At 71.5% G+C, this 15,119-nt stretch carries 14 protein-coding genes and 1 pseudogene; 12 read left to right on the forward strand and 3 right to left on the reverse strand.

The features are described from left to right. Nucleotides 1-236: 236 nt before the first annotated feature. The 8 genes from IH09_RS19590 (at nucleotide 237) to IH09_RS19625 (ending at nucleotide 9,337) form a co-directional block, all read left to right on the forward strand. A complete protein-coding gene (locus IH09_RS19590) occupies nucleotides 237-1,004 on the forward strand; it encodes a GntR family transcriptional regulator (protein WP_052857980.1) in 768 nt (255 codons plus the stop codon). 328 nt (nucleotides 1,005-1,332) lie between these two features. Next, nucleotides 1,333-2,481 (forward strand): TIGR03364 family FAD-dependent oxidoreductase, encoded by a 1,149-nt coding sequence (locus IH09_RS19595; protein ID WP_052857983.1) that lies wholly within the window; start codon nucleotides 1,333-1,335, stop codon nucleotides 2,479-2,481. Nucleotides 2,482-2,507: 26 nt separating this feature from the next. Continuing rightward, a complete protein-coding gene (locus tag IH09_RS19600; protein ID WP_052857986.1) occupies nucleotides 2,508-3,245 on the forward strand; it encodes a phosphonatase-like hydrolase in 738 nt (245 codons plus the stop codon). A 110-nt stretch (nucleotides 3,246-3,355) separates the two neighbouring features. Next, complete coding sequence (locus tag IH09_RS19605; RefSeq protein WP_052858037.1) at nucleotides 3,356-4,450, forward strand: ABC transporter ATP-binding protein; 1,095 nt, start codon at nucleotides 3,356-3,358, stop codon at nucleotides 4,448-4,450. After that, nucleotides 4,443-5,432, forward strand: a complete 990-nt coding sequence (locus IH09_RS19610) for a 2-aminoethylphosphonate ABC transporter permease subunit (protein WP_110952429.1) — start codon at nucleotides 4,443-4,445, stop codon at nucleotides 5,430-5,432. The genes IH09_RS19605 and IH09_RS19610 overlap by 8 nt, the downstream gene beginning before the upstream one ends. Continuing rightward, the gene (locus IH09_RS19615) at nucleotides 5,419-6,216 is read left to right on the forward strand and encodes an ABC transporter permease (protein ID WP_052858042.1); all 798 of its coding nucleotides are present in this window, start codon (nucleotides 5,419-5,421) and stop codon (nucleotides 6,214-6,216) included. The genes IH09_RS19610 and IH09_RS19615 overlap by 14 nt, the downstream gene beginning before the upstream one ends. Before the next feature lie 98 nt (nucleotides 6,217-6,314). Continuing rightward, entirely contained in the window at nucleotides 6,315-7,421 is a 1,107-nt protein-coding gene (locus tag IH09_RS19620) for a 2-aminoethylphosphonate ABC transporter substrate-binding protein (RefSeq protein WP_052857988.1), read from the forward strand. A gap of 389 nt (nucleotides 7,422-7,810) precedes the next feature. Further along, nucleotides 7,811-9,337, forward strand: a complete 1,527-nt coding sequence (locus IH09_RS19625; RefSeq protein WP_110952423.1) for an alkaline phosphatase family protein — start codon at nucleotides 7,811-7,813, stop codon at nucleotides 9,335-9,337. Nucleotides 9,338-9,407: 70 nt separating this feature from the next. On the opposite strand, the gene IH09_RS19630 is transcribed toward IH09_RS19625, so the two are convergent. After that, nucleotides 9,408-10,184: a GntR family transcriptional regulator gene (locus IH09_RS19630; protein ID WP_052857991.1), complete on the reverse strand. Its 777-nt coding sequence runs from the start codon at nucleotides 10,182-10,184 to the stop codon at nucleotides 9,408-9,410. After that, nucleotides 10,181-10,723: a UTRA domain-containing protein gene (locus tag IH09_RS19635; RefSeq protein WP_052857993.1), complete on the reverse strand. Its 543-nt coding sequence runs from the start codon at nucleotides 10,721-10,723 to the stop codon at nucleotides 10,181-10,183. The genes IH09_RS19630 and IH09_RS19635 overlap by 4 nt, the downstream gene beginning before the upstream one ends. A gap of 153 nt (nucleotides 10,724-10,876) precedes the next feature. Between IH09_RS19635 and IH09_RS19640 the strand changes: the two genes are divergently transcribed. Then, nucleotides 10,877-11,182 (forward strand): hypothetical protein, encoded by a 306-nt coding sequence (locus IH09_RS19640; RefSeq protein WP_052857996.1) that lies wholly within the window; start codon nucleotides 10,877-10,879, stop codon nucleotides 11,180-11,182. Between the two features lie 136 nt (nucleotides 11,183-11,318). Then, nucleotides 11,319-11,500, forward strand: a pseudogene (locus tag IH09_RS37485) (TIGR01457 family HAD-type hydrolase); the annotation flags it as partial. Between the two features lie 99 nt (nucleotides 11,501-11,599). Here the strand turns inward: IH09_RS37485 and IH09_RS19645 are convergent. Next, a complete protein-coding gene (locus tag IH09_RS19645; RefSeq protein ID WP_052857999.1) occupies nucleotides 11,600-12,379 on the reverse strand; it encodes an HAD-IIA family hydrolase in 780 nt (259 codons plus the stop codon). Between the two features lie 440 nt (nucleotides 12,380-12,819). On the opposite strand from IH09_RS19645, the gene IH09_RS39165 reads away from it, so the two are divergent. Together IH09_RS39165 and IH09_RS19650 are read left to right on the forward strand one after the other, a co-directional pair. Further along, nucleotides 12,820-13,110, forward strand: coding sequence for a hypothetical protein (locus tag IH09_RS39165; RefSeq protein WP_190233344.1), 291 nt, complete (start codon nucleotides 12,820-12,822; stop codon nucleotides 13,108-13,110). A gap of 902 nt (nucleotides 13,111-14,012) precedes the next feature. Beyond that, nucleotides 14,013-15,071 carry a glycoside hydrolase family 6 protein gene (locus IH09_RS19650; RefSeq protein WP_052858001.1) on the forward strand — a complete coding sequence of 353 codons (1,059 nt, stop codon included), beginning with the start codon at nucleotides 14,013-14,015 and terminating at the stop codon, nucleotides 15,069-15,071. Nucleotides 15,072-15,119 lie beyond the last annotated feature (48 nt).

The raw sequence follows: 15,119 nt of genomic DNA on the forward strand, positions 1-15,119 counted from the left end.
GCCCCGGTGCGGCGTGAGCCTTGCGGTTCGGCTCCCGCGGCCCTGGTACGGCGTGAGCGCTGCGGCCCTGCTCCCGCCACCTCGGCGCGGCGTAAGCCCTGCGCCCCGGCGCGGCGCAGCCACCTGGGAACGCGCGGCCCGGCTCCCGCCCCCGTGGCAGCCGCCCCCGCCCCGAGGGGGAGCCGCTTCCGTCATCCGTCGCGCCCCCGGATCCGCCGTAGTGCGAAGATCACGCCGTGGAGTACCCGTACGGCCAGGAACCTGGCGCACCCATCCGGTCCGGCATCCCCGAGCACGGACGTATCCCGAAGTACTACGCGGCCAAGGTCGAAATAGCCGCGCTGCTCGATGAGTTGGGCGAGGGCGAGGCGCTGCCCACCGAGCGTGAACTGGCGCTGCGCTTCGAGGTCTCCCGGGAGACGCTCCGCCAGGCGCTGCGCGAACTGGTCCTGGAGGGACGGCTGCGGCGGATGGGACGCGGCACGGTCGTCGCGGGACCCAAGCTGGCGCAGCCGCTCTCCCTGGCGAGCTACACCGAGGGCGTACGGGCCCAGGGCCGCCGGCCCGGCCGGCACCTCGTCGGCCTCGACCGCTTCGCCTGCCCGCCGGCGCTCGCCGGTGATCTGGGCCTCCAAGTGGGCGACCCTGTATGGCACTTGGAGCGGGTGCTGCTCGCCGACGATGAACGGGTCGGGCTGGAGAGCACCTATGTCGCCGTCGGCCGGGTGCCGGCGCTGGACACCGACTTCGCGCCGGACTCCTCCTTCTACGCCTATCTCCACGAGCGGCTCGGCATCGGCTTCGGCGACGCGGACGAGCGCCTGGAGACCGTCCTGGCCACCCCGCGCGAGGCGCTGCTGATCGGCACCCCCGGCGCGCTGCCGATGCTGCTGATCCACCGGCTCTCGCGGGACACGCACGGGCGTCCGCTGGAGCGGGTGCGCTCCCTCTACCGGGGCGACCGGTTCTCCTTCACCACCCACCTGGGGACGCCGCCGGGCTGACGGCGACCGCGCCCGCCCGGTCCCGGCGGGCGGCGGCCGTCCGCCGCGCCGTCGGCGCGCGGGCCCGCGCCCATGAGGTCGCGGGTGACGCGCTCTTCACCGACGTCCCGATGGCCTGCGGGTACGAGCCACCCTGGCCGCACACAACCCTGCCGCCCTGCCGGGGCCACCCCCATCCGGTCGGCCGACGGCAGGGGCGCCCAGGTGGCCTGGAATCCGTCCAACATCTCGAAAAGATAACGGGTCTAGGCCAAACTTGCAGCCGTGTTCACCGTCCCGTCGCCGGACCGACCGGTGCGGGCCACCCACCGACGGGAGCGTCTGGGGCATGCGAGTCATAGTTGTCGGAGCCGGTGTGCTGGGAACCATGCACGCCTGGCACGCAGTGGAACGGGGCCACGAGGTCCTGCACATCGAGCGGGAGGCCGAGGCCCGCGGCGCCTCGGTCCGTAACTTCGGGCAGATCTGGGTCAGCGGCCGGGCCGGCGGCGAGGAGCTCGCCACCGCACTGCGCGCCCGCGAACTGTGGGAGGGCATCGGCGCCCGGGTGCCCGGACTGGGCTTCCGCGCCGTCGGTTCGCTCACCGTCGTCAAGAACGCGGCGGAGCGCGCCGTCGCCGAGGCGGCCACCCGCCGCCCGGACGCCGCCGCCCGCGGCTACCACCTGCTGGACGCCGAGGAGACCCGCGCCCGCAACCCCGCACTGCGCGGCGAGTTCGCCGGCGCGCTGTGGTGCGAACGGGACGCGGCCGTGGAACCGCGGACCGCCCAACGCGCCCTGAAGGAGCACCTGCTGGCGTCCGGCCGGTACACCTACCTCGGCGGCCGCGAGGTCCGCGAGGTCGTCGGCGAGCGCGCCGTACGCGACGACCACGGTGACACCCACCACGGCGATGCCGTCATCCTGTGCACCGGCGCCTGGCTCGGCGGCCTGGTCCGCGAGCTCGTCCCCGACCTGCCCGTACGCCGCGTCCGGTTGCAGATGATGCAGACCGACCCGCTCGGCGAACCGCTGACCACCTCCGTCGCCGACGCCGACAGCTTCCGCTACTACCCGGCGTACGCGAGCGACGCACTGGACGCGATGGCCGCCGCACAGGCCCAGACGCCGACCGCCGCCGCGCACAAGATGCAGCTGCTGATGGTGCAGCGCGCCGACGGCGGCCTGACCATCGGCGACACCCACGAGTACGAGACGCCCTTCGGCTTCGACGTCGTCGAGGACCCGTACGAGCACCTCACCGGCGTCGTCGAGTCGATCCTCGGCCGGCCGCTGCCGACCGTCCGCCGCCGCTGGGCCGGGGTGTACGCACAGTGCACCGGCACCACCCCCGGCCCCGACGGGGAGCCCGTCGCCCCCGTCGTGCACCGCGAGCAGGTCCGCGACGGCGTCTGGCTGGTCACCGGGCCCGGCGGGCGCGGGATGACCTGCTCCCCGGCGATCGCCGAAACCACCGCGAACGGACTGAACTGGTGAGTGAGCTGACCGAGGAAAGAGAGGAAATGACCGTGGAGAAGAGCGAGTTGACCGTGCGCGGCACCGGGACGGACGCCGTACCGGACATTCGGCTGGTCGTCCTCGACATGGCCGGCACGACCGTCGCCGACGGCGGGCTCGTGGAGCAGGCGTTCGCAGTGGCCGCGGAACGGCTCGGCGTACGGCCGGGCAGCGCGGACCACGACGACAAGCTGGCGTACGTCCGCGCCACCATGGGCGAGTCCAAGATCTCCGTCTTCCGGCACCTGTTCGGCGACGAGGACGCGGCGCAGCGCGCCAACGCGGCCTTCGAGACGGCCTACGGGGAACTCGTCGACGGCGGACGGATCGCGCCCCTCCCCGGCGCCCGGGAGGCGATCGAGGCACTCCAGGCGGCCGGCCGCACCGTCGTGCTCTCCACCGGCTTCGCCCGGATCACCCAGGACGCCATCCTCGACGCGCTCGGCTGGCACGGCCTCGTCCCGCTGACGCTCTGCCCGGCCGACGCCGGCGGCCGCGGCCGCCCCTACCCCGACATGGTGCTGGCCGCCCTGCTGCGCACCGGCGGCGCCGACGACGTACGGCAGATCGCGGTGGCCGGCGACACCTCCTACGACATGCTCGCGGGCCGCCGCAGCGGCGCCTCGGTCGTCGCCGGGGTGCTCACCGGGGCGCACGGCAGGGAGCAGCTCACCGCCTCCGGCGCCACCCACGTCCTCGGCTCGGTCGCCGAACTCCCGTCACTGCTCGGGGTGGTGACGTGACGACCGCGCCGGACAGGCCGATCGCACCGCCCGAACCGGCCCCCCGGGACCGGAACACCGGCCCGCGCGACCTCCGGGGGAAGGCGGCGGCGGGCGACGGGCGCTCGGGTATCCGCTTCGACTCGGTGACCGTGGCGTACGGCAGGCACGGGGAGCACACGGTCCTGGACCGGCTCGACCTCACCGTCGAACCGGGCGAGGTGATGGCCCTGCTCGGCCCGTCCGGCTCCGGGAAGACCACCGCACTGCGGGCGGTCGCCGGCTTCGTCCGGCCGGTCTCCGGGCGAGTGCTGATCGGTGGCCGGGACGTGACCGGACTGCCGCCGTACCGGCGCGGTATCGGCATGGTCGTCCAGCAGTACGCGCTCTTCCCGCACATGAAGGTGGCGGAGAACGTCGCCTTCGGCCTCAAGGCGCAGAAGACGCCGCGCGCCGAGATCGCCGGGCGGGTCACCGAGGCGCTGGAGATGACCGGGATGGCCGGGTACGCCGCCCGGTACCCCCGGGAGCTGTCCGGCGGGCAGCAGCAGCGGGTGGCCATCGCGCGGGCGCTCGCCATCCGCCCCGGCGTGCTGCTGCTGGACGAGCCGCTGTCCGCGCTCGACGCCCAGCTGCGGTCCGGCATGATGGCCGAACTCGCCCGCCTGCACCGTGAGTTGCCGGACGTCTCCATCCTCTACGTCACCCACGACCAGGTCGAGGCGCTGACACTGGCCGACCGCATCGCGGTGATGGACCGGGCGCGGCTGCGCGACTGCGGCACTCCGCAGCAGCTCTACCGGCGCCCGCGCACCGAGTTCACCGCCTCCTTCGTCGGCACCGCGAACCTGCTGCCGGTGACGGTGCCGGCCGACGGGGCCGACGGCGGCGGCCGGGTCCGCTTCGGCGGCCGGACGCTGCGCGTGCCCGCCGGCGGCGCGGCCGCGGGCGCCGGCGCCACCCTGTGCGTACGCCCCCACCTCGTCGGCCTCGGCGAGAGCCCGGCGGCGGACGGCAACACGCTGCGCGGCACGATCACCGAGGTCCAGTGGCGCGGCGCCACCCACCGGCTGTACGTGGCCGTGGACGGTCACCGCTTCATGGCCGACCTGCGCGAACTGCGCGAGACACCGGCCCTGGGCGACACCGTAGCGCTGCACTTCGCCCCCGAGGACGCCGTCCTCATCCCGGCGGGCCTCACGGAGGACGGTGCGCGCGATGCCTAGGACGGATACGGCGGTGAGGGCGGACAGGGTGGACGCAGCGGGTGTGGCGGACACGGCGGCGCGTACGGTGCCGGACCCCGATCCGGGACCTCCCGCGCCGACGAAGCGCCGTCCGGCGGGCCGGTCGAAGGCCGGCTGGGTGCTGCCGCCCGTAGCCGCCCTCGGCCTGGTCTTCCTCTACCCGCTGGCCCTCGTGGTGTGGCAGTCCTTCACCCCCGAGGACGGCGGGCACTCCACCGCCCCGTACGCGGCGGTCCTCGCCGAGGCGTCCTTCCGCGACGCGCTGGCGAACACCGTCCTGATAGCCGTCGGCGCGACCGCCGGCGCGCTCGCCCTCGGGCTGGTGCTCGCGCTGGTCATCGCGTTCGTGCCGTTCCCCGGCGGCCGGGCGCTCAGCCGCTTCATCGACATCTTCCTCGCGTTCCCCTCCTTCCTGATCACCCTCGCCCTGCTGTTCCTCTACGGCACGGCCGGTATGGCCAACGGACTGTGGACGGACGTGACCGGCGCCGCGAGCGGTCCGCTGGACTTTCTGCGCACCCCCTGGGGCGTACTGCTCGCCGAGATCACCTACTTCACACCGTTCGTGATGCGACCGCTGCTGGCCGCCTTCTCCCAGGTGGAGACCGGGCAGTTGGAGGCCGCCGCCGCACTGGGCGCACGGCCGTGGCGGATCATCCGCAAGGTGATCCTGCCCGAGGCGCTGCCCTCGCTCGCGGCGGGCGGCGCGCTCGTCCTGGTGCTCTGCCTCAACGAGTTCGGGATCGTGCTCTTCACCGGCGCCAAGAACGTCGTCACCCTGCCGATGCTCGTCTACACCAAGGCCATCCTCGACGGCGACTACACCGGAGCCTGCGTCGTCGCCGTCGTCAACATCGCGCTTTCCGTCGCCCTCTACGCCCTCTACCGGACGGTGGTGGCGCGCACCGCCCCGCGGAGCGGCTCGCGTACAGGAGGTGTGCGCCGTCGTGCTGGTGCATAGCAAGGGTGCCCGCCGGGCCGTCTGGATCCTCTTCTTCGTCCTCTTCCTGCCGGTGTTCGCGCTGCCGCTGCTGGTGATCGTCGCGGCGTCCTTCGCGACGAGCTGGAGTGGTGCGCTGCCCTCCGGGCCGACCCTCGCCCACTACCAGGACATCGCGCACGGCGACGCGGGGCAGGCGCTGCTCACCAGTGTGCTGACGGCGCTGGCGGCGAGCGCCGGCGCGCTCACCGTCGGGACCTGGGCGGCGCTCGCCGCCGAACGGCTGGGCCGGCGCGCCCGGCGGCTCGTCGACGGGCTGTTCCTGCTGCCGGTCGCGGTGCCCTCCGTCGTCGTCGGGCTCTCGCTGCTGGTCGCCTTCTCGCAGCCGCCGTTCCTGCTCAACGGCACCCCGCAGATCGTGATCATCGCGCATACGGTGCTGGTCACTGCCTTCGCCTACCAGTCCGTGACGGCCGCGCTGACCCGCCTGGACCCGGCGTACGAGCAGAGCGCGGCCGGTCTCGGCGCCCGCCCCGGCTACGTCCTGTGGCGGGTCAAACTGCCGCTGCTGCTGCCCTCGCTGACGGCGGCCGCGGGGCTCTGCTTCGCGCTGTCCATGGGGGAGCTGAGCGCCACGATGATGATCTATCCGCCGGACTGGATGCCGCTGCCGGTGCAGATCTTCGCCACCACCGACCGCGGCTCCCTCTTCGCGGGCGCCGCCCTCGCGGTGACCCTGATGGCCGCGACGCTGATCGTGCTGCTCGGCGTCTCCCGCATCCGCACGAAGGCCGCTTACCGCTGACCGGCCGGGAGCGGACGGCGCGGGCCGCTCCGTCCTGTCGCCCGGCCACCTCTCCCCGCCTCCCCTCCGCCCCACCCTGCCAAGGAGAACGACCCGCCATGCGCACCACCCCCAGCCCTCACTCCCGTCCGCGTCCGGAACGCCTCGCGGCCCGCAAGCCGCTCGCCGCCTGCTGCGGTGCCCTCGTCCTCGGCGTCTCGCTCACCGCCTGCGGCGGTACCGGGAGCGCCGACGCGGACGCCAAGGAGATCACCGTCTACAGCGCCGACGGCCTCAAGAGCGAGCGCGGCGACGGCTTCTACGACCGGGCCTTCGCGGACTTCGAGAAGAAGACCGGCATCAAGGTCAACTACGTCGAGAGCGGCTCCGGCGCGGCCGTCCAGCGGCTGGCCCGCGAGAAGGCCAACACCAAGGCCGATGTGCTGGTGACCCTGCCGCCGTTCATCCAGCAGGCCGACGGAAAGGGCCTGCTGGAAACGTACCGGCCCAAGGGCTCGGAGCAGGTCGCGGCCGCGGACAAGGACCCCCAGGGCAAGTGGACCTCGATCGTCAACAACTACTTCTGCTTCATCTACAACAAGAAGGAGCTGACGCAGCCGCCGCAGTCCTGGCAGGACCTGACGGACGGCCGGTTCGCCGGCAAGCTCCAGTACTCCACCCCCGGCGTCGCCGGTGACGGCACCGCCGTCGTCATCAAGGCGCTGCACGACTTCGGCGGCCAGGGCCCGGCCATGGAATTCCTCAAGAAGCTCCAGGCCAACAACGTCGGCCCGTCCGCCTCCACCGGCCAGCTCGCGCCGAAGACCGACAAGGGCGAACTGCTGGTCGCCAACGGCGATGTGCAGATGAACTACGCCAATATGAAGTCGATGCCGAACCAGGGCATCTTCTTCCCCGCGGCGAAGCCCGGCGCCAAGCCCGCCACCTTCGCCCTGCCCTACGCCGCGGGCCTGGTCAAGAACGCCCCGCACGCCGCGAACGCCAAGAAGCTGCTGGACTACCTGCTCTCCGAACCGGTCCAGCGGCAGGTCTCCGAGGTTGGCGGCGGCTTCACGGCCCGCAAGGACGTCAAGGCCACCGACGAGAACGCCACCGCACTCGCCAAGATCATGGCGGGGGTGGACATCTTCCAGCCGGACTGGCAGGACATCAACAAGAACCTGGACTCCTACGTCCGCGCGTGGAAGACGGCGACCGGCAGCTGAGCGTTCACCGCCACAGCCGGCCGTTCACCCACCGACCCCTGACATCCGCATAAGGATTGCGGAATAGTAACGGGTCTAGTCCCAACGGTTGGTGTCGGTACGGGAGTTGGCGCCGCGCGCTACGCGCAACGAGCTGCCCGCCACACGCCTCGTACGCACCCGGCGCCACGCTCCCGCCCACCCCCTACGTCCACCCCTTACGTTCACTCCCTACGTCTGCGCCGCACGCTTCACGCCGCACGCTCCATGCCCCCGAATTCCGGAGGACCGCCATGCTGTCAGCGTCCCCAGCGTCCCCAGCGTCCCCAGCGTCCCCAGCGTCCCCAGTGCCGTCGGTGTCATCCGCGTCATCCGTGCCTACGACACCATCGGCGATATCCCGCTCCCGAATGGCGATATCCCGATCCCGAATATCGAGAAGGGCCTGGCTCACCGGTGCCACCGCCGGACTCGCGGGCGCCGCACTGGCCACCGGGCCGTTCGCCGGTCTCGCCCGAGCCGCGACCGGCGGCCCCACCACCCCCAAGGTCCTGGTCATCGGGCTGGACGGGGCCGGCCGCCTGGACCGCGTCAAGGAGGCCGCCACACCCACCCTCGACGCCCTGATGGCCACCGGCATCACCGCCCCCAGCAGCCTCTACGCGAGCCCGATGGCGCGTACGGAGTCCGCCCCCGGCTGGTCGACGATCATCACCGGTGTCTGGCCCGACAAGCACGGTGCCAAGGACAACAGCTTCACCGGCGCCGACTACGCCAGTTACCCCGACTTCCTCACCCGCGTCGAACGGGCCCGGCCCGCGCTGCGCACCTACGCCGTCGCCTCCTGGGGCCCCATCACCGAGCGGATCTTCTCCGCCGAGGTCGACACCCGCGTCTCCACACCCGGAGCGGAGTACGACAAGGGCACCACGGCGCGCGCGGTCGCCCAGATCAGGGACGGTGACCCCGACGCGGTCTTCGTCCAGCTCGACAACGTCGACCACGCGGGCCACTCCTCCGGCGCCGGCAGCCGCGCGTACCTGGACGCCCTGCACACCGCCGACGCCCAGGTCGGCGAGGTGCTGGCGGCGGTCAAGTCCCGTCCCGGGTACGGCTCCGAGAACTGGCTCGTCCTCGTCACCGCCGACCACGGCCACACCGACGCCGGCGGACACGGCGGCTCCAGCTGGGCCGAACGGCAGACCTTCGTGATCGCCGCCGGCGGCGGTCTGCCGGCCCGTACGGTCCGCGAGGACGTCAAGCTCGTCGATGTCGCCGCCACCGCCCTGCACCACCTCGGCATCGCCGTCGACCCGGCCTGGAAACTGGACGGCCGCCCCCTCCACGAGCCCTCCGCCGACGCCTTCGACACCCTGCGCCCCCAACTCCGTACGGCGGTCGACGAGACCGGCGTGGGCGCCACGGTGCTCGGCTTCACCCACACCCCACCCGCCGGCTGGTCGGTGGAGAACACCGCCATGGGCGGCGGAGGCGTCACCGAGTGGCGCGGCTGGTCCTTCACCACCGACGAGTTCTGGACCAAGACCGCGCCCGACCAGCAGCGCGAGTCCAACGTCCGGGCGCGCGGCGTCTTCGCGGTGGCCGACGGCGACGAATGGTCCGACAAGCCCCGCACCGGCACCTTCGACTCCACGCTCGTCACCCCCGCCTGGCCGGTCCACGGTGGCACCACCGCCACCCTCTCCTTCACCTCCCACTACCTCCAGGAGGGCACCCAGAAGGCCGAGGTGCTGGTCTCCTACGACGGCGGCCCCCCGAAGCCCGTGCTGACCTACACCGCCGACGCCATCGCCCGCACCGAGAACCTCCCCCTGAAAATCCCCACCGGCACCCGCACCATCCAGGCCCGCTTCCGCTACACCGGCGGCAACGACTGGTACTGGGCGATCGACGGGGTGCGGCTGAGCGGGGGCTGACCAGGTCCGGCGTTCCTCTGTGTCCGCCCGTCCGCAGGGGTGTGAGCGGACGGGCGGCCTCTCACTCCGCTCACTCCGCCGCGAACTCGTACTGCAACTCATACAGATGACCTGCCTTGACCATCACCGTGACCTCGATGGGCCGCTCCGCGTCGCTGTAGACGACGCGCAGAGTCCGCAGCACCGGCAGATCGCCGGGCAGCCGCAGTGCGGTGAACTGTTCCTGGGTGGGCACCCGCGCCGAGACCCGGTCCACACTGAGCCGGGGCGGATAGCCCAGCTCGGCGAGGAGACTCGGGGTGCCGCCCCTGATCTTCTGGCGCTTTGCGATCGCCGTGCCGCGGGCGAGCTCCAGCGGGTAGTAGGAGCTGACCAGTTCCACCGGTTCGTCGTCGATCAGCAGCAGTTGGTGGCGGAGCAGGGCCATGCCGCCTTCCGAGAGCTTCAGCAGCGCGGACACATCGGCAGGCGGAGCGGTTTCCGTGACGCGGAGCAGTCTGCTGCGCGCACGGGTGCCGAGCTTCTCGGCTTCGGTGAGCCAGCGGTAGCGGTCGTCGGGGTCCACCGGGGCCATATACGAAGCCGGTCGCATGGTGCGCTGCCGGTGTTCGCGTACGGTGACGGAGGCTCCGGCCCGTCCGACGACCAGGCGTTCGCCCTTCAGAAGCTGTAGCGCCTTCTGCACGGTCGCGTTCGAGGCGGCGAACCTCGCGGTGAGCTGCGCCGTGGACGGCAGCCTGGCGCCCGGGGCCAGATCGCCGTTCATGATTTCGTCGCGCAGGTCGGCGGCGATCCGTTCGTGCAGCGAGCGGTGGTCGAAGGTGTCGTCATCGTGGGGCACCGTCATCGGATCCTGACGTCGTAGCGCAGGTGCTGATGCTGCGCGGCCATGGTCATCCTGTCGACCTGAAGTGGCTGGTCCTGAGCGTCCAGTGTGAGCCGGACCAACTGCATCACGGGCTCCCCTGGTCCGATCTCCAGCGCTTGCCGTTCTTCCTCGGTCGGCAGCCGGGCGCTGACGTCCTCGCGGGCTCGGACACCTACATGCCCGAGCTCGGCGAGCAGCGTGATGGCCCCTCCGGGAATTTTCGCCGTCCCGGCGAGGCGGGTGTCGTGGGCGATGGCCCGAGGATAATAGGTGTCCGTCAACTCGCAGGGACGGCCGTCGAGATACATGATGCGCCGGCGTACGACGACGTTGTCACCCTGGTCCAGGCCCAGGGCTTCCGCCACCTCGGCGGGCGCGGTCACTTCTCCCGCCTGCACGATGCGCTGACTGCTCTGACGGCCCTTGGCTGCGGTCTCGGCACTCCAGGCATCGCGCTGCCCGTTCTCACGCGGGGTCAGATACGGCACTGAGGTGGTGCCCCATTCGATGCTGCTCACGACACCCTCCGGTCCGGTTGGCCATCTCCCCTGTCAACCTTGCTGCTTTACAGAGTAAGTGACGCACCCGCAGCCCTCCGCAAACCTTGATGCTATTCGCGAATAGCGGTACGTTGCCGGCGCGAACGGCATCTGAGTGAGGGGTGGTCCACCATGTCCCTGTCCTCGTCACACCGAGCCCGGCTGCTCCCGTGGTCCGGCCCTGAGGGCAAACCGTCCTACGTCATCGGCGAGGGAACCGGTCCGGTGTCGCGCCTCGCCGACGAGGCGGAGGCGGCGCAGCTCAGGATGGGGGTCGAGTTGCTGGGGCATGCGCGGGCGATGCTCGGTGACCGCACCGTGTCCAACGGCGAGGCGCGCTTCCTCGGTGACCGGTTGGTCGAGGCATTGCGGGATGTGCTGCGGATCGCCGAGAGCCGGGGCGCGGAGCGAGCCGCGGCCGAGCATGCTCCCGGATGATCGCCCAGGGCGCCGTAGGCCCCGGCTGACTCGGGGCGGGGGCGTCGGCCGTACGTACGAGGCGTGGTCACTCGCGTCATGTGTGCCGGGTGCGGGAGCGGCAGGCGCCCCTGGTCAACACGTACGGCAGGAGTCTGGTCTGGACGTGCCCGGGGAGCCGATCTGGACCTCCGCGCCGGCCGCCGTCCAGTTCCTGGACGACCAGCGCCCGGCGGCACCGCGTACGTCATCGGGGAGGCGGGGCCGACCACCTCGCCGCACGACATCGGCTACGTCCCGACCGACCACGCCCCGGATTGCGTCGTCCTCGGGTACACGTATCTGGTCTTGACCTGCGGAAACGCCGATTCCAGGTGCCTTGGAGGGGCGCTCCGGCCGCCTGAGCGGTCCGCCCGCAGCGGCCGGAGCGCCCGCCGGTCAGATGAAGTCGACCAGGTCCGCGATGGAGTCCTTGACGTGGGTCGGCCGGTACGGGAAGCGGCCTACGTCCTCTTTGGCCGTGAGCCCGGTGAGCACCAGATAGGTCTGCATCCCGGCTTCCAGGCCCGCGAGCACATCGGTGTCCATCCGGTCGCCGATCATGGCGCTGGTCTCGGAGTGCGCTCCGATCGTGTTGAGCGCGGTCCGCATCATCAGCGGATTCGGCTTACCGATGAAATACGGCTTCTTACCGGTAGCCGCAGTGATCAGTGCTGCGACAGCCCCCGTGGCAGGAAGCGCACCCTCGGCCGACGGACCCGTTTCATCGGGGTTGGTGGCGACAAACCGGGCCCCATCGTTGATCAGCCGTACTGCCTTCGTCATCGCCTCGAATGAGTAGGTTCGAGTCTCACCCAAGATCACGAAATCCGGGTCCGTATCCGTCAGGACGTACCCGACCTCGTGCAGTGCTGTCGTCAGGCCGGCCTCACCAATGACATAGGCGGAGCCGCCAGGGTGCTGGTCATCCAGGAACTTGGCGGTGGCCAGGGCCGAGGTCCAGATGTTCTCCGCAGGCACGTCCAGACCTATGCGATTCAGCCGAGCGTGCAGATCCCGCGCCGTATAGATCGAATTATTGGTCAGGACCAGGAATGGCCGGCCGGAATCACGCAGCTTCTTGATGAAGGCATCCGCTCCCGGCACCGGAATGCCTTCGTGCATCAGCACCCCATCCATGTCGGTGAGCCACGATTCGATGGGCTTTCGCTCTGCCATGTTGCAGGTCTCCTGTACACAAGGGCTTGCTGGGCGCCGGGACGACGCTGTGCCGCGGTGCTCATAGCGTAGCCAGAGGGGGGCCGGTTAATTCATTCACCGCTGCTTGCCGTGGCGGCTACGTCCCGAGGCCAACGGCGAGCGGCCGTGAAGCCGGACGCCGGATCAACGACGGTATGACCCCGTGCGGCCACCGGCCACGGCGGACCGTCCCGAGCCTCTCCGCCCTGCCCGGTGAGCTCTGTCGAGTGAGGTCGCCCAGCGCTCTGCATGAACACTGATGAAGGCTGCTGGCCTGGTGGCCGGTATCGTGCCCGCCTGCTCGTCCTCGGGGCTCCGCTCCTCCGGCCCCGGTTTCCGTCACCTCGGTTGCCTCGGTTGCCTTGGTCGCTCCCGGTGACGCGGTACGGGGCGGTGGGACGGCATGGGGCGGTGGGACCGTGCGGGGCGGCGCGGGGGTGGCCGTACCGGGTGTGGACGTCGCGCCGTCCGGGATCGCTGCGCCAGCCGGGGCGGCTGTTGGGTCCGGGGATGCTGTTCCGTCCGGGACCACCACCCCGTCGGAAACCGCCGCTCCCGACGGCCGCGCCTCCTCCGGCCGTGAGCTGAGCAGTGCCGGAGCCGTCGGCCTGGTGCTGGCCGGCGGCGCCGTCCTGGTCATCGCGGGTCAACTGCTGCGGCTGAGACTGCGTATCCGGCGCGAACGGCAGGGCGGTGGCGATGGACGCTGAGGACGGCCGGGCCACCGCAGTCGGCACCGGCCACGGACACTTGCCGACCGGTGTGGCCTGAGCGGTAGGTACTGCTGTTGGGCTTGTGGCTCTGGGGGCGATGTGACGGGCGGGGGAGCGGCACGGCACCCCACCCCCTGCGATGCCGCTGCCGTCCGGCCGCCCCCCTCGAACAGGCACCCCGTACGCCTCAGCCCCACGGGTGGACGCCGCCACCACCGTCGAACCGGCCGGATCACCATCGGTGCTCTCGGTACTTTCGGCGCACTCAGCGTGCGCGCCCGCATCGCCCGCATGGTCAGCACCGCCGGACGAGGACCCGGGCCGAACGGCGCGGTGCGCCCGCAGACCTACCACTCGACGGACCTCGTCGGCTGGTACGCCGACAGGCCGCGACCGGGAGCAGCGGGTGTCGCGGTACTGACCGGACGGTTCGGCAGCGGCAGCGGCAGAGGCAGTGGCAGTGGCAGTGGCGGTGGCAGCGATACGGGCACCGGTTCCGGCGCGGGCAGTGATACGTGCATCGGCACCGATACCGGCAGTGGCACGTGGCGGTCCGGGAGCAACGATCTGACCGGTATCAAACCGGGCATGCGGGTGGACGCACGGCGCTCGGAAGGCAGCACCGCACAGTTCACCGTCGAGGACGTCGGGACGGCCCACCCGGCCGGAGACACCGGGAAGGTGCACGGGAAAGGCGCACGGGAAAGGCGCACGGGAAAGGCGCACGGGACGGGTACTCGGCAAGGAGCGGCAGTCGGCGCTCCCGCCGTTTTCCACAGGGTGATGTCCGCACGTAATGGCTTGTCCACAGGCCGACTTGGGCCGCCGGGGCGTGTGCCAGGATGGATCGGGCCGGTGGTCTTCCGCCGGTCGGGTTTCCTGCTCCGAGGGGGGAGTGGATGTACGGGAGTCTTCGGGGGGCCGGGGATGGATCGCCGGGCGAGCGTCGGTCCGGTCGCCCACGCACCGCGCTCGGCGCGGCGGTGGCGCTGGCGGCGCTGCTGCTGCTCACCGCCTGTTCCGGCGGCCAGGGCGACGCCATCTCCCTGGCCAAACCCGGCCAACGTCCCTTGTCCGTCGTGCCGTTCTGGGTCAACCCGGACAGTAAGGCGTCCCGCCAGGCTGGCGCGTACGGCAAGGACGGCAAGGTCACCGAAGCCCGGCTTGCCCAGCGGATCGCGGCGCAGCCGACCGCCGAATGGATCGGCACCGACGACCCGGAAGGCCAGGCGCGCGGCTTCACCGAAGCGGCCGCCGCGGCGGACCGCGAGGCCCTGCTCGTCCTCTACAACATCCCGCACCGCGACTGCGGCAGCTACTCCCGGGGCGGCGCCTCCGACGGCGACGCCTACCGAGCCTGGCTGGACGGCGTCCGCAGAGGTATCGGCGACCGCGCCGCCACCGTCATTCTGGAACCCGACGCGCTGCCGCACATTGAGGACCGGTGCACCCCGCAGCAGTTCCACGAGGAGCGCTACGCCCTGCTGACGGAGGCGGTCGGCGGACTCAAGCGGCTGCCGCACACCAAGGTCTATCTGGACGCCGGCAATCCACACTGGATATCCGACCCGGGCCGGATGATCGAACCGCTCCAACGGGCCGGTATCGAGCGGGCCGACGGCTTCGCGCTGAACATCTCCAACTACCAGACCACAGAGGAGAACGCCCGCTACGGCAAGCGGCTGTCCGAGATGGTCGGCGGCAAGCACTTTGTCATCGACACCAGCCGGAACGGCAACGGCCCGGCCTCCGGCGGTGACACGCCCGAGAACTGGTGCAACCCGCCCGGCCGCGCCCTGGGGGCACCGCCCACGACCAAGACCGGCGACGACCGGATCGACGCCTATCTGTGGATCAAGCGCCCCGGCGAGTCGGACGGCACCTGCAAGGGCGGCCCCAAGGCCGGTGACTGGTGGCCGGACCGCGCCCTGGAACTGGCCCGCAACGCGAAGGAGTAGCGGTTACGGCCACGGTTACGGGGGAGGGGAGGACGGAGGGGGCGGAGG

The organism is Streptomyces celluloflavus (genome assembly GCA_000720995.1).
Classification (GTDB): domain Bacteria; phylum Actinomycetota; class Actinomycetes; order Streptomycetales; family Streptomycetaceae; genus Streptomyces; species Streptomyces celluloflavus.